The following is a 16,433-nucleotide window of genomic DNA, read 5'->3' as shown; positions in this document are numbered from 1 at the left end:
GGTAAGAGCTTCTGCAATCTGATACGCCCGGATGAACAGGAAAGCTGTCAAAAAAGCATATGGTCGCAGATTAACGGAGGACACTCAAATGATTATATTTTCTTTCATATGCAAAAAGCAGACGGTAAATATATTTCAGTGCTCGACCATGGCAGGATAGTGGATTCAGTGCACAATGGCAGAGTATTTTATGTGATGATTATGGACTTAAAGTCACTGCAGAGGCACTATGGAGACCGCCTGGAGCTGGTGGAGAAGTAGAAAAAAGCAGATTGCCCTCGTTAATGCAAGCCGGAGAAAGGTGGCAGATTCCTCGTTAGTCATGCCCTTTGCTTCTGGCACAATACTTTCAAAGACTGCGCCCCGGACGATAAAGCGGTGGCTGCGCGTTCTGCGTTCCTCTTTGAATAGCTTCTGACGCAACATCTTTTCCCGATTTTCAAACTGCCGGATTTTCTTCTTTCCCCCCTCAATCTCGGCTTGCATCTCCTCGCGGGTTTTCTCTCTTGGCTTTGTCATGGGTGGTCGCTCCTTTCTGCTCATAGGCATAGAAAAAGGACAATCGATTTTCTCGACTGTCCTCTCGGATTGGTTATGTAATTGTAAAATGTTATTTTTCATTAAACTTTTGAATATCTCCGTAATCTTTAAGCTCACTATTTTCAAAAGCTTGTTGTAAATTATCGCTATCCAAAAACAACACGTTTCCACTTGAGGTCAAGGGCAACAAACAAGAATCAGCTTTCAGTATTTCTGCCGGATTGTCTATTAGTATAACCAGAGGATTTTTTGCTTCTATTGGCTTCGCTGATCCAAGAGTTACATTTACAGGAAATGCAAGCAGACCGCCACCTTCGTATTCGTATAACCCTGTTCCTTCTGGCAATACACTTCCGTCGTTTGTCAATATCGGCATTTGACTGTCTAAAAACTCTTGCATACTTTTTGATAAGCTGCTATATTCTATGGGTTTTAATTTGCCAGAATCGCCAAAGTTTTCAATCCATTTGGGATTTGTAAACACCAAATGGTCATAATCTCCCAGCTCGGCAGAAAGTTCAATAGCGCTATCTACTACATAGGAGAGGAGCAAATTGTCCTCTTGGTCAGATAGCAAATTGCTTCCAGCAGTTATCAGTTCTTTATCTTCGCATACTGTATCTATGTCAGTATATTCTATAAAGCTAATTCCGGTCATGTCATATTCGGAAAGCTTATTTGTATTTCCGCACCCGGTTAAACTAATCACAAGTGCTAATGCAGACATGATTATAATGTTGTTATGTTTCATAGATTACCGCCCCCTTCTCATGCACCAGTAAATATTGAATAATTCTCTGGCGAACGGGATTCATAAAAACTTCTGCAATTTCTGACTTCATTTTGCTGCTTCTCCTTTGCCATTCTCTGTTTTAATTATATTCTCATTTTTGAGAAGGTCAAGATTTTTCATCATTTCCATGGAGATTCCGTTTATATTTACCTGCATCTCTTTTATGTGACCTGAATTATATAATGCACGCCTCGCAGGTGTCAATCGCATTTTCTATGGAAATTTAATTTTTCACACCTTGCTTTTCCGGAAAGATGCCTCCATGCCTACTTTCCCCCTTGAAACAGCCATCAATATATCGTATAATCGTACTGTTTGGACACTTTTAATTGCAGTACATGATGTCTGGCCACCGGATAGCAATTTATATGTAAACGTACATTGCTATCTGCCTTTAACCCTTGCATCATATTATTAGAATATATCGGAGGATCAACATGTCAGAAAATGATTTAAGAAAACAGATTGAGAAACGAAGAACCTTTGCGATCATCTCCCACCCGGATGCCGGTAAAACGACATTGACGGAGAAGTTTCTGTTATACGGAGGGGCGATCAATACCGCCGGTTCTGTAAAGGGAAAGGCAAATTCCAAATATGCCGTATCTGACTGGATGGAGATTGAGAAGGAACGTGGTATCTCCGTTACTTCTTCCGTTCTGCAGTTTAATTATAACGATTATTGCATCAATATTCTGGATACACCGGGACATCAGGACTTTTCCGAGGATACCTACCGTACACTGATGGCTGCGGATTCCGCCGTAATGGTGATCGATGCTTCCAAGGGTGTGGAGGCACAAACGATCAAGCTGTTTAAGGTTTGTGTAATGCGTCACATTCCAATCTTTACCTTTATCAACAAAATGGACCGCGACGCCAAGGATTCGTTTGAGCTTCTGGATGATATTGAAACCGTACTCGGTATCCGCACCTGTCCGGTCAACTGGCCGATCGGTTCCGGTAAACGTTTTAAGGGAATTTACGACCGCGATGCCAAAACCGTCCGCTCCTTCCAGTCTGTAGCAACCGGTGGTGCCAAGGCAGCCGCTGAGACCGATTACTCCATTGACGATCCGGCACTCAGGGAGCTTGCCGGGGATGATCTGTACGATCAGCTTCTGGAAGAGATCGAACTGTTAGACGGTGCCAGCGATCCGCTGGATCTTAAGCAGGTTCAGAACGGCGAACTTTCTCCTGTATTTTTCGGTTCCGCACTGACCACCTTCGGTGTAGAAACCTTTCTGAATTACTTTTTGCAGATGACAACACCACCTCTGCCACGCCACTCCAACGAGGGCGACATCGATCCGGTTACCTCTCCGTTTTCTGCGTTTGTCTTTAAGATTCAGGCAAACATGAATAAGGCTCACCGCGACCGAATTGCATTTATGCGAATCTGTTCCGGTAAATTTGAGGCCGATAAGGATGTGTATCATGTACAGAGCAAACGTAAGCTGAAGCTCTCCCAGCCACAGCAGATCATGGCACAGGATCGTCAGGTAATTTCAGAGGCATATGCCGGAGATGTGATCGGAGTCTTTGACCCGGGCATTTTCTCCATCGGCGACACGATCACAATGCCGGGCAGCAAGTTTGAGTATGAAGGAATCCCAACCTTCGCTCCGGAGCATTTCTGTCGTGTAGTTCAGCTTAATTCCATGAAACGAAAGCAGTTCGTCAAGGGAATCACCCAGATTGCACAGGAGGGTGCTATTCAGATCTTTCAGGAATTTACAGCCGGAATGTCCGAGATTATCGTAGGCGTTGTCGGTGTACTTCAGTTCGATGTATTGAAGTACCGTCTGGAAAACGAATACGGCTGTGAGATCCGTCTGGAGTCCCTGCCGTATGAATATATCCGCTGGGTGGGCGATCCGACCACGGATGTCACGAAGCTGAAACGTATGAACAATGTCAAGGCAGTCAAGGATATGAAGGGCAACCCACTGCTCCTCTTTGTCAATGACTGGATGATCCGCATGGTTCTCGAAGATAACGAAGGACTGGAGCTTCTGGAATTTAAAAAGAACTGATCCGGTTCACCTGTCCGTAAATACCGATAACAAAAAGTGCTGAGTCACAGGTTTTAACCTATGGTTCGGCACTTTTAATATCTTAGAAAATGCTTGTAACGTAGTGTTATGCCAACGAGAATTTTCCTATACCACAAAAAAGAGAGCGTCCTTTCGAACACTCTCTTCGTTCTTCTTTCTATATCCGGATCTTAGACCTCTTCCTCTGTCTCTTCCTCGTCAGGCTGGATATGATCGGTGAAATACTGCTCACTGATCATATCCAGGTATGCCGGATCCTCCTCCGGATACTGCTTCACCAGATTGCTGCGGATATGTGCCATAACCACCAGATCATTCTCTGCCTGAGATACCTCCGGATTGGTCCACTTCTCAGCGATCTCCTTTGTCAGGTTCTCGCTCATCCATGCAAGGATCTTTTCTGTCTTTTCCTTTTCGATCGGAATCTCTGTCTTAATTCTTGCAGACTTTACAACAGAAACAATACCGCCGATCAAAAACAGTAAAAACATCAGTGCAAGTCCCCAAAGGACTACAACATTATACTTGATTGGAATGATATCCAGCTTACATAACAGCAGGTATGCTTCTCCGATAATACCGAAGATAATAAATGTCAGACCGGAGAATAACATATCTTTGTACGCATCCTCTTTGGTCACATACTCTTTAGTGGACTCGTATAAAAGATCTCTGGCTGTATCCTCCTCGTCATCATCTTCTCCCAGCTTCAGCTCCTCATTGTCCTCTGCAAACGGATTGTAATTCGGATCAGATGCTTCATCCTCTGCATCCCAGTCATACTCTTCCGGCTCTGAAGTCTCTTCCTCATCCTCTGAATCACTCCCTGCAAGAACTTTTTCCTCTTCACTGTCATCCTCTGTCTCATCGGAAGCATCTGCATCTGCGTCCTCATCAGCAGTTTTCTTCTCAAGCTCCTGTCTGCGTGCTTCTTCCTTCTGCTGCTCGATATCCTCCTCCACAGCGGTCAGAAAACCCTCAAAAAGACGCTCCGCCTTTTTCGCCATCTTCTCCGGGACAGTCACTTTATAGCTGTCTGTCTCCTCATCGTACTTTTTCAGAGCACCCTTTACCTTGGAATATTCCAGATACTCCACAAAACGGTCTGCCATCTGCTCGTCCTTGAGATTGCAGATATCAACCGTTTCAAAATCGGCTGCCGTTCCTTCTACAAGCTCGGTTCCGCAATCTGCACAGACGGTGATCCCGTCTCTGTACTCTGTCTTACACTTTGGACACCACATAATTTCGTCCTCCTCTTAATCGTTCTCTAACTAATACTAGCATACCACCCGCCAAAACTCAAGGTTTCCGGCGTTTTTCACAAACTCTTCACAACCGCAGTTCTATCCCATAAATCGGACAACACAATATGCTTTCCCCGCAGAATCCTGCAGTGCAACCAGATAGCCGTCCGGCATCTCATAACGCACTGGCCGGATCGTATCTCCAAGCATCGCCTGACTACGATACTCCACACGCAGCTCACGGATCACAAACGTTTCCGGCAGATATGCGGTCGCCATACGGACATATTGCCCGTTATTGACGTGGTGATTCGTATCCAGATGATACTCCTGTACCACAAATGCCTTCTGTTCCTGCCCGCCCTCCTTTGGAACCGGAATCTTCCGAGAGACCTTTTCCAACGGAAGCGGATCTGCGATGCCATACAGATCAATATCTTCCGGACTTACCATGCAGGGACGCATCTTTACCCGGTCTAACAGCGTCCAGATAGAATATGCCTGAACCGCAGCCTTGCCGTCCTCGCCATAGATCAGAAAGTTACGATAGCCAAACATCTTCTCGCTGCCGCATGCCTGTGTCGCGATCTTAATATGCTCGCCCATATCCGGATAACGGTCGATCACGATCTGCCAGAAATTCAACACCCACATTTTCTGTCTGCCGTAAACGGTATCCATTCCGACACCTAATTCCTCTGACTCGAAACAGGTGCAGTCCTGCAGATAATTGACAATCCCGTCCGGGCTTAATTTACCGTTCTCCGCCAGCTCACTGTATCTTACTCTGCTATCAAATGAATACATTCTTTTCTCCTTTCCCATAACAAGGATCATAACGCCCAAAAATGACAAAACAAGCATTTCCTTGCGTCACACTACATTACGAACATTTTCCTATATCACGAAAAAAGGAGCTTCCATTGAAAACGGAAACTCCTTTCTGCTGCAAGAATAATAATGATATTAGGTACAAAAGGTCATTTGACCCTTGCATCATAATAATTATTTTACAAGCTCTTTTACCTTTGCAGCCTTACCTACTCTGTCACGAAGATAAAACAGTTTAGCACGTCTTGCCTTACCTTTTCGTACAACCTCGATCTTGTCGATAATTGGGGAATGAAGCGGCCAAGTCTTCTCAACACCTACACCGTTAGAGAACTTTCTAACTGTGAATGTCTCTCTGGCACCACCGTTCTGTCTCTTCAGAACTGTTCCCTCGTAAACCTGAATACGCTCACGGCTACCCTCGATAACCTTTGCATAAACCTTTACAGTATCTCCGACACGGAAATCTGCAACTTCCTTCAACTGCTCGTCTTCAATTGCCTTAATAATATCGTTCATGATGTGACCTCCTTTTATTTTCGACATTCTTAATACTTATGTGCTGTCCGCAACCGTAACAGAGGAATATCTCTACTCACAACCACACTATCATATCATAACATTTCCGCCAAGACAACCCCTAATTTTAAAAATAAATAGAAAAATGAATCGCCACTTAGGGAATCCGTCCTCTTTGCAGCAGCCATGACACCGATTACTGTTATTCTATCTGAAACAGCTCCATCAGCTCTTCCATCGTAAGCTGGTTTACAAATACCTCACCCGCCTCGATTACATTTTCGGATAAAAGCTTCTTGCGGGTCTGCAGGGCATCGATCTTTTCTTCGATCGAATCCTTCATAATCAGTTTGATCACCTGTACCTTCTTCTTCTGACCAATCCGGTATGCACGGTCTGTCGCCTGCTCTTCCACCGCCGGATTCCACCATGGATCAAAGTGGATCACGGTGTCTGCACCGGTTAAGTTCAGTCCGGTTCCTCCCGCCTTGAGAGAGATCAAAAATACCTTGACCCTTCCCTGGTTAAAGCTTTTGACGTATTCCTTGCGCTGCTCCGGCTTCGTGGCACCTGCCAGATAATGATACGCGATTCCCTGCTTGGTAAGCTCCTGCGCAATGATATTGAGCATCGAGGTGAACTGCGAAAAGATGATCACGCTGTGACCGCCGTTGAGGATGTCTGGAAGCTGCTCCAGCAGAAGATCCAGCTTGCCGCTGCCACCATGATAGTTTTCAATGAAGGTACCCGGATGACAGCAGATCTGACGCAGTCTCGTCAACGCCGCAAGAACCTGCATTCTGCCACCTGCAGCCTCAAAGGTGCCGACGCCCTTCATCTCCTCCTGAATCCTTGACAGATACGACAGATATATCTTTTTCTGTTTTGCTGTCATCTCTGCCATACGCTTTGTCTCAATCTTATCCGGCAGCTCCTTTAAGACTTCCTTCTTCATACGACGCAGGACAAACGGCTGTATCCTGGTCCGAAGCTCCTTCATCTTATTCTGGTCGTGCTCCTTTAAAATCGGTTTTTCATAGGCATCGGCAAACCTTGAATACTTCATAAAAAAGCCCGGCATAATAAAATCAAAGATCGACCACAGTTCGGAAAGTGCATTCTCGATCGGCGTACCGGTCAGTGCAAACCGGTTGTCTGCCGGAATGCTCTTGACTGCCTTTGCGCCCAGAGAGGACGGATTCTTGATAAATTGCGCCTCATCCAGAAAAATGTGATCATACTTTTGCTGCTGGTAGCTTTTGGTGTCCTTCCGTATCAGCGGATATGTTGTGATCCACACATCGTAATCGCCCTGCCGTCCGGCAATGAGTTCCTCTCTCTCCTCCGGCGTTCCCTGCACAATGCAGGTACGGATCGACGGTGCAAACTTCTGAAACTCATCCTGCCAGTTATAGGCTAACGATGTCGGACAGACGATCAGCGTCTTTTGTCCCGGGAAGGAGCAGATATAGACGATTGCCTGCAGTGTCTTACCAAGACCCATATCGTCTGCAAGGATTCCTCCCATGCCATAGTGCGCCAGCGTCTTAAGCCACTGATATCCCACCACCTGATACGGCCGCAGAGAAGCCGTCACGGTCTCCGGTATCTCCCAGCTTGCCTGCTCCGGATGCTTCAGATCCTGCAAAAGTCTTTCATAAGCCTCCTGTCTCTGCAGACGGCTTCCCCGCGGCAGCATCTTCTCTAAAAACATTGCCGTACTCTTATGAAACTTCAACTTGCTGCCGGAGTATTCCTGATCGTTATCCAACATCCAGCGCAACGAATGAAGCTGCGGATCCTCTCTTGTCAGATCAATAAAGGAGCCGTCCTTTAACCTGAAATACTTCCGTTTCAACTGAACCGAGCGGAAGAATGCCTCCAGCTCCTCCTGCGGGATCTGCGCATAGCCAAGATCGATCTCTAACAGATTAATATCCGTATCCAGCCGGATATTGGCGGACATCGTTCCCATTTTGCGAATGCCGTGGCTTTTATATTCTTTGGAATAAAATACCTTAAAATGATCGGTCAGCTCGCTGATCCGTTCTGTCATCAGTTCAAAAATATCGTTTTCATTTTTCAGTAAAAAGCAGTCTCCCTGCACCTGAAAATTCAGTCCGTAAAGAATGCTGATCAGCCGCTCCTCTTCCTCCTTGTCACGGACAAGAATGATATCGTCTGACGTAAACTCCTCCTGCAACGGATTCACATGATACTTCCCGTAGCAAAACTCCAGCCTTGCAGAAACGTAATACTTCTTGCGCATCTGGCTGATATCAAGATAGAGCTCCGGCTGCAGTGCCTCTACAATATAGCTTTCCCGAAGCTGTTCCGGCACCTGTACCTGCATGGACTTTTTAATGACCGGCAAAACCTTCTCGATAAAACGCTTTTTGTTTTCGCCGCGGAAATCGATCTGTCCCTCCTGCGACCGGAACAGACTGGAATAAAACGGCAGAAGATTGCAGATATAATCCCGCTCCGGCAGATAAATGTCTTTCCGGTAATAAAGGATCGAACCGTCCTCTGACAGCGCATACAGCTTATCCTCACCCTCCTGGGCAAGCGTCAATCCTTCCTCATCCATCTTCATGTCGAGAGAAATCTCCGGGCGTCCTTCCACGATCTGCGCAGTCCCTGCGTCTTTGCCAAACAAACTCAGCTGGCATTCCAGTCCCTTTGCCAGATGCAGAAGCTTCACCAGCATATTCTGTGATAAGACCATCTCCTGTCTGCTGAACAGATTGGAATAATAAGTCTTACCGAGCGTCTCCTGAATCTCGTAAATCTCGGTCAGATAGGACATCACATTAGCGGACGCCTCATCAAAGGCACATTCTCCCGGAATAAAGTAAAACTGCTTTCCAAGACGAATGTCCTTCTCCTCGTAATAATCCGCGATAAACTTCTTGGTGTTTGTCACCTTATACATTTTCTCGGAGCCGGCGTACAGGCTTAAATATGCCTTGGCATTCTGCTTCCTTAAAAGCGACGGGATCGTAATACGGAGTCCCAGATGATAATAGGTCGGACTGAGTCTGCGAAATTCTCTTTTCTGGAAATATTCAATAATCTGATAAGCAGTTTTATCCCTGGTATCCAGATGCTCCTTTACGTTCTCCCGCTGCTGGTAATCCGCAATAAATAAAAGTGTTGCCACAACATGCTTACAGGCTCCCTTTTGCTTAACATGCGACGGACAGTTGCAGGTATAAAGCCACTCTCCATCTTCAGACACCTGTATCGTCACGACATACTGGTTTCCTCCATGTACCACACTTCGATACTGACCATTGTTCTCATTCCAGGTCACATCACTTACCGCATGCGCTACATAATAACGCATTCCGCGGTAATATACCGTTTCTGAGGATGCCATGCGGCGAATTGCCTCTCGTGTGATTCTCTGCATTTTACGAAACCTCTTTTCTTTCAATCAAACTGTCTTTGATCAACGGTTACGCTTCTTCGTCTGCCAGCAGATGCAGTTTATCTGCAACAACAGACATCTTCCTTCCAAACGGAAATTCATATAATTCATCTCTGGTAAGTCCCTTCATTTTCAGGATCAGTACAAAATAAACACATACCGCTGCGATCAGTGCCGGCAGCAGGGAAATGATATTGCTTCGTGTCAGCAGATGGAACAGCTTAAATACCAGGAAGGTGATAACCCCCATAGCAGCCGATGCCAGAAACGGTACGCAAAAGCATTTCGTAACCTCCTGCTTGAAGCCGAGATGTACGCTGACGGAATAGCCGTTTAACACACATACTAACAATGGATATGTGACGTTACCGATGACAAGGGCATATACACCAAGTCCGGTAAAGCGCATCAGAAACCATACCAGGATCACATGCACGATCAGAGAAATCAGGGAATGCCATACCGGCAGGCGCATCTGGTCGATACTCTGTAACACACCGCTTGTCACGGTTGACAGTGCATAGAAAATAATACAGCTGGAACCGATGATCATCATCATGGAACCCATCTTATAATCCATGGACGGATAAATGGAATGAATGATCGGCACGGCAAGCACTGCCATACCGACAGCCGATGGAAATGCAATGATCATATTAAACTTCACAGCAAGATTGACCTTGCGGTGTACCGCATACTTATCCTTGCCAATATAAGACGCTACAAGGCTTGGCACCATCGAAGATGCAATGGCGGTCGATACGGCGATCGGCACACTCACAAGCGTTCTGTACTGTGTGCTGTAGATTCCCTGCCATGTACTGATCTGTGTACCGGTAATACCTCTCGTTGGCAATACCCAGTTGATCAGGGATACATCAATGATACCGCTGAGCTGATATACCGTCTGGCTCAGAATGATCGGGATGGCAGTCCAAAGGATCAGCTTGTAGGTCTCTCCCACAGACATTGCTTCGGAAACATGATCTCTTCTCTGCTGCTTCTTCATGACCGGACGGTAGATCAGATATACAAATACCAGAAAGATCAGTGCCATCAACGCGCCCATGCTGGTACCGAGTGTACCGCCGGCTGCTCCCCATGCGGAGAATTTTGCGGAAGCGCTGTGCGCACGCATCATAAAGAATGCCGCAGACACACTGACGATCGCATTTACGATCTGCTCAAAGATCTGGGAGATCGCTGTCGGCATCATCGTCTTTCTTCCCTGGAACAAACCACGGAGTGTACCCATAATAGCCACTACAAATATAGTCGGTGCCAGAATCCGAAGCGGGATCGCAATTCCGTAAAAGCTCTTAAAGAAATTCTTCTCGAGCCAGTCTGCACCGAAGAATACAAACAGTGCTGCCGCACCACCGGTACAGAGCGAAAATATCATGGAACAACGAAAAATATGATATGCTTCCTTATACCTCTTCTCGACACACTTGGCAGATACCATCTTGGAGACTGCCATCGGCATACCGTAAGAGGATATGATCAGCAGAATATTGTAGATCTCGTATGCAGACGAATAAATACCGTTTCCCTCCGGACCGATAATATTCGCCATGGGAATACGATACAACAGACCAATCATTCGCACCAGGATCGATGCCACAGCCAAAATACTTCCCTGTTTTAAGAAACCGCCGGCAGCGGTCAGTTTTTTATTTGTTGTTTCCATTGTGATAACCAAGCCTTTCCAACTCCTGTGGCACCGGAACCGCAGGTATTTTCCTGTATATTAAATCTTTGTCTACTCGCGTATGATACCGAGTGCCTGAAGGATCTGCTCCTGACGCTGTTCCATCTCCACCCGCTCCTCATCCTCGATATGGTCATAGCCGAACAGATGAAGCATGCTGTGCGCCGTCAGAAAACAGATCTCTCTCTTCAGAGAATGTCCATACTCCTCAGCCTGCATTCTGGCGCGTTCCACAGAGATCACAATATCTCCGAGGATCAGTTCTCCCGTTTCCGGGTGGAAATACTCTGCCGAAGCATTTTCCTCCTCCAGTTCCGAAAAGTCTGCCGGTGCCGGATAATCCACCATCGGAAAAGAAAGAACATCCGTCGGAACGTCAAGCTCCCGAAACTCCCGGTTGATCTCACGGATCGAATCGTTGTCGGTAAATGTTACATTGACCTCAAACTCATAGGGGCATTTCTCCTGGTCTGCCGCCTGCCGGATCACCTTTTCCAAAATATTCTCATAATCAAAATCCAGTTCCTGATCTGTTTCATTCTCAAAACAAATTGTCATAATTGATCAAATTCCTCCCTAAATCTGTCTCTCTATTCAAACGCATGCGCAACATAAAATGTTCTCAGCCGTTCTATCTGCTCCTGTGTCAGTCCTGCCTGCGCCAGACTTCCCTTTTCCATCCGATTGGCAAAAATACTCATAACAAGCTTTTCATCTGTAATCGCACTGCGTTTGCCGTTTTCCTGAAGATACTCACCCGTTGATAAAATACAATCACTGAGCATTACAATGGCTGCTTCCGGACTCTTCGGGATCTCACTTCCTGTATTATGCTGACGGATCACTGCCACTAACTCCTCCGAGAATCCATAGGTCTGCGCCAGCGCATCATTGCCCTCCATATAGTTATCCGGCACTAAAAGGCGTCCCGCCTCATGAAACATTCCTCCAGCTGCCGCAAGACCATCTTTAAATCCCATCTCCTTCGCTGCCATCTCGGAAAGCCTGCTGATCTCACAGGAATGACGGTACAGTGCATCGTTCTCCTTCAGCTTACGGATCAGCGGAAAATCATCCTGCAGATATGCCATCATATCGAGCTCCTGTGCCGGTGCCTCCTGCACTTCCTCCTCCGGCTCATGTACGGTAAAAAGCTGTAAGATCGCACAAAACAGTGCCAGAAATACCAGACTTCCAAGCTCCAGGATCAGATAATATCTCTGCATGAACATCTCACTGCCCTGAAAACGACAGCGGATCACAAACAGCGCAAGGCAGAGTGCTGTCAGGATTACTGCAGCATATGGCAGTTCCTCCCTGCTCTGCAGCATAGACACGATCATCAGAAATGCAACCGCCATGATCAGATAATATACCATCTGTCCAAGATCATTATTGACAAACGCCGCGTTGCACAAATAAGTCATCATAAGTGTCCCAAACGTCACCACCTTGATCTCAAGCTTGTCGAGCCGACTCACAACTGCAAGTGGCAGAAGTATAAACATTCCCACATGATAACGGGAGGCGACACCGATCAGACACAGTGCCACCGAAAAGGAAAAAAGATAGATCAACTTCTCCGGAATCTGCTGCCAAAGCATGTCCTGTCCGGCATGCAGAAGTGTCATAAATACAACACCGAGGATCAGGCTGTAGCACACCTGAACCATCATCCCCGGAATGCTCATTCGATTAATCCCGGCGCATATCAACGCTCCAAGTACCAGTGACAGATACATCACTGCGGAAAACATTTTCGATTCATTTTTCCTTTCCATGCCGTGCCCCCTGCTCCTTCTTTCTTGCTTCTCTGCGTGCCTGCTTCTTCTCATAATCGTCATACGCACTGACGATCTGCTGTACCAGCGGATGACGGACAACATCCTTATTATCCAGGAAAGAAAATCCGATATCCTCCACGTTCTTCAGGACATTGATCGCCTGATCCAGTCCGGAAGCCGTTCCGGACGGAAGATCCTTCTGCGTCTGGTCTCCGGTCACAACTACCTTGGAGCCAAATCCGATTCGTGTCAGAAACATCTTCATCTGTGCCGGTGTCGTATTCTGTGCCTCATCCAGAATGATAAATGAGTTATCCAGCGTACGTCCTCTCATATATGCTAACGGAGCTACCTCAATAAGCCCCTTTTCCACATTGCGCAGATAGCTGTCCACTCCCATGATCTGATGCAGTGCATCATAGAGCGGACGCAGATAAGGATCCACCTTGCTCTGCAGATCACCCGGCAGAAATCCGAGTTTTTCTCCCGCCTCGATCGCCGGTCTTGTCAGAATAATGCGGCTGACCTCATCACGTTTAAATGCCTCGATCGCCATTGCCATCGCAAGATATGTCTTTCCGGTTCCCGCCGGTCCCACGCCAAACACGATCATTTTCTTGCGGATCTGGTCCACGTATTTCTTCTGTCCGGTCGTCTTTGGCTTGATCGGCTTTCCCTGGATCGTCCGGCAGACAATGTCCGAATCGATCTCCACCAGCTCTGATTCACGATGCTCCATGGAAAGTGCCAGAGCATAATCCACATTCTGCTCCGTGATCGTATTGCCCCTGCGGGAAAGCTCCAGAAGCTGCATCAGAATGCTCTCTGCCGTCTTTACGCTTGCTGCCTCTCCCACCAGCTTTAAGCTGCCGTCTCTGGCAACCATCGTTACATTTAAGTTTCTCTCGATCTTTTTGATGTAAGCGTCAAAGCTGCCAAATATGTTTTTCTCATGTTCGGCAGGTATCTCTATAACTGTCTCCATAATCGACATGTACTATAATTCCTCCAAATACTGATAATCCATGGGGTCGCCTCTCTATCGATACTGCGTCTGCTTTCTGGAATAAATGATCGTAGCTGTTCCGTAGAAGCTCCCATTACGCTCCTTCACCGAAAGCTCTCCTTCCAGATCATAGCAGCCATTGTCTCTCATCTGTAACCGATAATAATCAAACCGATCCTGCAGTATCCCGGCTGCCTCCTCCGGCGAATAACGTCCGTTCTCTGCACATACCTCACGGAATGTCTTTTTCCAGACAAATACCGGAAAACGGCATGACAGAAAAGGGCATAGTCGCCCACCTTCTCGGATTATATCATACTTTTCGTAACTTTCCAAACTTTTTAACGGGTTATATACAAAAAGATTATGATTTCCGACGCAAATCTGATATAAAGCCCGCTGTTTTCCGGTCAGCTTCTGTTTCCGATACGGAACCGGCAGCTCATCCTCATAATGCTGCACCGACTGCACTACGACTGTGCCCGCAGCCCTGACGTGACGATTCTGCACAACCTCCTCGTTGTCACCGATGATCTTTACCTTCTCGGAGATCAGCTTCTGTCCCTTCCTGACCGTATCTCCCGCCCTGACCTTTGCCGTACCTGTTCTTGTCACAATACTGAGCACGGTTCCATCCTCCTGTGCCACAAGACTTTTCGGTGTTTTGTTCGTTTTCTTTTTCTGCAGAAGCACCTCATCGAGCCGCACATAAAGTTTGCTCCCTGATTTTTCTACCGATACCCAGCCAACATCCGGATATTTCTTTCGAAGCTTTGTCTCAAGCTCCCCGCAGGAAATCCCGCTGCCGGACATTCCTCCGTAGACATTCTCCGACTCCAGATATTTAAGGATACTCTCCCTCGTGTGGTAGGACTGACCGGACACCTCGATCCCCCAGATCCGTCCGGACATGAAAAACAGGATTCCCAGAAAGCACAAAATACCGCACCAGAAGCTTGCCCGCGCCATTCCTCTTCGCAGCCAGAAATAGCCGCCGATCCTTTCCCGCACCAGCGGAAATACCCCCGTCTTGGCAGCGATCGGACGAAGCTTATAGTAATCGCTTCTGCGAAGATATCCATACACCATCCGCTGATCCTGCTGCCACCGAAGTCCCCACCAGACAATCCCCTTTGCCCGGCAGATATTGACGAAACGCTCTGCCTGTGCTCCCGGCAGACGTACTAAGACATACCCGGCACACCATGTCATTATTCTATGTATCATCTCTGTTCCTCCATTTATGAATCGTCTGCGGCATGTTCCCTGTCACGACTGATATTCTATGGAATGGATCTCACCCACAACACACATGCATTCCTCCCGGTAATACGCAATTCCCAGACACTTTCCGGCGATGCGTATCTTTCCGGTCTTTGTCTGGATCCGGATCTGTTCTTCCTGATATTCTAATATACTGCGGTAATTTTCAATACATACCCGGTATCTGCCATAGCTCGTTACGACCGGAGCCTTCACCAGAATGTCCTCCGGCAGCCGCATCACTCCTGACAGCTTACGGGATATCACCGGATCCTGCCCGGAAGGAGTTGCTTTCATTCTTTTTTCATGCTTATGCTTCACCGGTCTGACACGGTATTTTCGTTCCATGTGTCTGCTCCATTCTCCGGTATCGCGAAGCGTAGCGTTTTATGTCCGTTTATGACACTTCGCTGTACCAGATTCCTTCTTACTACTATATGCAAAAAAACACCGGAAAGTGACTGGCACCTTCCGATGTTTTGATAGATCCATATAAAACAACACATTATAAAACCGATGCAGCGCCTTCAAACCCGCCACATGGCTTTCATACCTATTTCTCTTTCTTACTGCCGAGCGTATCGTCGATGATATTCTCAATGACCGATTTCTTCACCCATACATCAAAGCTTAGCATGCAGATAAATGCAAATGTAGTCAGAAGCTTTTTGTCCTCCGGATCCTCCACATCCTCAAAAGCCTCACCGGACTTCTTCAGCTTGCGTATGATGTCTCTGACCTGGGAATTGATATTCTCCTGCTCCAGATCAACGATCTCTTTGTAGATGTCACTCAATGAAAGTCCGTCCGTGCTCCCGAAAAAGCGGTCAGACAGCGGATTTAATATACTCTGAATATCGTTGATCGACAAAAAGTTCTTAAGATAATAAATATAGATCAACATCAGCATATGCTCACTGGAGTATTTCTTCTTGACCGGCGGCGGCAGCAGATTATTCTTGGTATAATTATTGATCATCGTCTTCGTGAGTATCTTATCCTCCTCAAAACGCTTGGAGGAACGCAGATGTTCATCCATAAACGTTGTTACCTGATCCATATACAGATCGATCTGAGGTATCTCATCCGGGGTAATATAGTCGATATTCTGCATGCTCCGGAGAAGATTCAGAATCTCGTTTGTGTATTTTTTCTGCATAATACTCTCATTCCTGTTCTTTTACACATTTTTTTCGTACCTGTTATTATAACGCATTTGCGGCTTTCTGGCAAGACTGACCTGTTTTTG

General features: G+C 46.7%; 15 protein-coding genes. 2 read left to right on the top strand and 13 right to left on the bottom strand.

Features of this window, described 5'->3' with window-relative positions; genetic code table 11:
* Positions 1-261: PAS domain-containing protein (locus tag ACZLMD_RS07875; RefSeq protein ID WP_489495512.1), on the top strand; the 261-nt coding region annotated here is incomplete at its 5' end.
* Here the strand turns inward: ACZLMD_RS07875 and ACZLMD_RS07870 are convergent.
* Entirely contained in the window at positions 214-519 is a 306-nt protein-coding gene (locus ACZLMD_RS07870) for a DUF3847 domain-containing protein (protein ID WP_489495511.1), read from the bottom strand. The two genes, ACZLMD_RS07875 and ACZLMD_RS07870, sit on opposite strands and share 48 nt — an antisense overlap.
* 91 nt (positions 520-610) lie before the next feature.
* Positions 611-1,291, bottom strand: a complete 681-nt coding sequence (locus tag ACZLMD_RS07865) for a DUF6619 domain-containing protein (RefSeq protein WP_489495510.1) — start codon at positions 1,289-1,291, stop codon at positions 611-613.
* A gap of 479 nt (positions 1,292-1,770) precedes the next feature.
* Between ACZLMD_RS07865 and ACZLMD_RS07860 the strand changes: the two genes are divergently transcribed.
* Positions 1,771-3,369: a peptide chain release factor 3 gene (locus ACZLMD_RS07860; protein ID WP_022305025.1), complete on the top strand. Its 1,599-nt coding sequence runs from the start codon at positions 1,771-1,773 to the stop codon at positions 3,367-3,369.
* Between the two features lie 191 nt (positions 3,370-3,560).
* Here the strand turns inward: ACZLMD_RS07860 and ACZLMD_RS07855 are convergent, their stop codons facing one another.
* The 11 genes from ACZLMD_RS07855 to ACZLMD_RS07805 form a co-directional block, all read right to left on the bottom strand.
* Complete coding sequence (locus ACZLMD_RS07855) at positions 3,561-4,634, bottom strand: hypothetical protein (RefSeq protein ID WP_455057494.1); 1,074 nt, start codon at positions 4,632-4,634, stop codon at positions 3,561-3,563.
* A 102-nt stretch (positions 4,635-4,736) separates the two neighbouring features.
* Entirely contained in the window at positions 4,737-5,444 is a 708-nt protein-coding gene (locus tag ACZLMD_RS07850) for an acyl-[acyl-carrier-protein] thioesterase (protein WP_482523204.1), read from the bottom strand.
* A 198-nt stretch (positions 5,445-5,642) separates the two neighbouring features.
* On the bottom strand, positions 5,643-5,987 hold the full coding sequence (gene rplS, locus ACZLMD_RS07845) for a 50S ribosomal protein L19 (protein WP_118560538.1): 345 nt from the start codon (positions 5,985-5,987) through the stop codon (positions 5,643-5,645).
* Positions 5,988-6,189: 202 nt separating this feature from the next.
* Positions 6,190-9,402: an SNF2 helicase associated domain-containing protein gene (locus ACZLMD_RS07840; RefSeq protein WP_489495509.1), complete on the bottom strand. Its 3,213-nt coding sequence runs from the start codon at positions 9,400-9,402 to the stop codon at positions 6,190-6,192.
* 46 nt (positions 9,403-9,448) lie between these two features.
* Positions 9,449-11,110 carry a putative polysaccharide biosynthesis protein gene (locus tag ACZLMD_RS07835; RefSeq protein ID WP_455057490.1) on the bottom strand — a complete coding sequence of 554 codons (1,662 nt, stop codon included), beginning with the start codon at positions 11,108-11,110 and terminating at the stop codon, positions 9,449-9,451.
* Positions 11,111-11,182: 72 nt separating this feature from the next.
* Positions 11,183-11,689: an rRNA maturation RNase YbeY gene (ybeY, locus tag ACZLMD_RS07830; protein WP_482522682.1), complete on the bottom strand. Its 507-nt coding sequence runs from the start codon at positions 11,687-11,689 to the stop codon at positions 11,183-11,185.
* A 32-nt stretch (positions 11,690-11,721) separates the two neighbouring features.
* Positions 11,722-12,912: an HD domain-containing protein gene (locus ACZLMD_RS07825; protein ID WP_118560546.1), complete on the bottom strand. Its 1,191-nt coding sequence runs from the start codon at positions 12,910-12,912 to the stop codon at positions 11,722-11,724.
* A complete protein-coding gene (locus ACZLMD_RS07820) occupies positions 12,896-13,909 on the bottom strand; it encodes a PhoH family protein (protein WP_022306209.1) in 1,014 nt (337 codons plus the stop codon). The genes ACZLMD_RS07825 and ACZLMD_RS07820 overlap by 17 nt, the downstream gene beginning before the upstream one ends.
* Positions 13,910-13,954: 45 nt before the next feature.
* Complete coding sequence (locus ACZLMD_RS07815) at positions 13,955-15,148, bottom strand: sporulation protein YqfD (RefSeq protein WP_482523201.1); 1,194 nt, start codon at positions 15,146-15,148, stop codon at positions 13,955-13,957.
* 42 nt (positions 15,149-15,190) lie between these two features.
* On the bottom strand, positions 15,191-15,532 hold the full coding sequence (locus ACZLMD_RS07810) for a YabP/YqfC family sporulation protein (RefSeq protein ID WP_482523200.1): 342 nt from the start codon (positions 15,530-15,532) through the stop codon (positions 15,191-15,193).
* A 205-nt stretch (positions 15,533-15,737) separates the two neighbouring features.
* Entirely contained in the window at positions 15,738-16,343 is a 606-nt protein-coding gene (locus tag ACZLMD_RS07805) for a DUF1836 domain-containing protein (protein ID WP_118560552.1), read from the bottom strand.
* Between the last annotated feature and the right edge of the window lie 90 nt (positions 16,344-16,433).

It is taken from the genome of Jutongia sp., assembly GCF_057878315.1.
The sequence above is the reverse complement of the archived record's forward strand: the minus strand, read 5'-3'. Positions and strand labels throughout refer to the sequence as shown.

What these genes read in the sequence shown, in the direction of transcription:
- ACZLMD_RS07870 (WP_489495511.1), bottom strand. Translation starts at nt 519, where the DNA reads ATGACAAAGCCAAGAGAGAAAACCCGCGAGGAGATGCAAGCCGAGATT.
- ACZLMD_RS07865 (WP_489495510.1), bottom strand. Translation starts at nt 1,291, where the DNA reads ATGAAACATAACAACATTATAATCATGTCTGCATTAGCACTTGTGATT.
- ACZLMD_RS07860 (WP_022305025.1), top strand. Translation starts at nt 1,771, where the DNA reads ATGTCAGAAAATGATTTAAGAAAACAGATTGAGAAACGAAGAACCTTT.
- ACZLMD_RS07855 (WP_455057494.1), bottom strand. Translation starts at nt 4,634, where the DNA reads ATGTGGTGTCCAAAGTGTAAGACAGAGTACAGAGACGGGATCACCGTC.
- ACZLMD_RS07850 (WP_482523204.1), bottom strand. Translation starts at nt 5,444, where the DNA reads ATGTATTCATTTGATAGCAGAGTAAGATACAGTGAGCTGGCGGAGAAC.
- rplS (WP_118560538.1), bottom strand. Translation starts at nt 5,987, where the DNA reads ATGAACGATATTATTAAGGCAATTGAAGACGAGCAGTTGAAGGAAGTT.
- ACZLMD_RS07840 (WP_489495509.1), bottom strand. Translation starts at nt 9,402, where the DNA reads ATGCAGAGAATCACACGAGAGGCAATTCGCCGCATGGCATCCTCAGAA.
- ACZLMD_RS07835 (WP_455057490.1), bottom strand. Translation starts at nt 11,110, where the DNA reads ATGGAAACAACAAATAAAAAACTGACCGCTGCCGGCGGTTTCTTAAAA.
- ybeY (WP_482522682.1), bottom strand. Translation starts at nt 11,689, where the DNA reads ATGACAATTTGTTTTGAGAATGAAACAGATCAGGAACTGGATTTTGAT.
- ACZLMD_RS07825 (WP_118560546.1), bottom strand. Translation starts at nt 12,912, where the DNA reads ATGGAAAGGAAAAATGAATCGAAAATGTTTTCCGCAGTGATGTATCTG.
- ACZLMD_RS07820 (WP_022306209.1), bottom strand. Translation starts at nt 13,909, where the DNA reads ATGTCGATTATGGAGACAGTTATAGAGATACCTGCCGAACATGAGAAA.
- ACZLMD_RS07815 (WP_482523201.1), bottom strand. Translation starts at nt 15,148, where the DNA reads ATGATACATAGAATAATGACATGGTGTGCCGGGTATGTCTTAGTACGT.
- ACZLMD_RS07810 (WP_482523200.1), bottom strand. Translation starts at nt 15,532, where the DNA reads ATGGAACGAAAATACCGTGTCAGACCGGTGAAGCATAAGCATGAAAAA.
- ACZLMD_RS07805 (WP_118560552.1), bottom strand. Translation starts at nt 16,343, where the DNA reads ATGCAGAAAAAATACACAAACGAGATTCTGAATCTTCTCCGGAGCATG.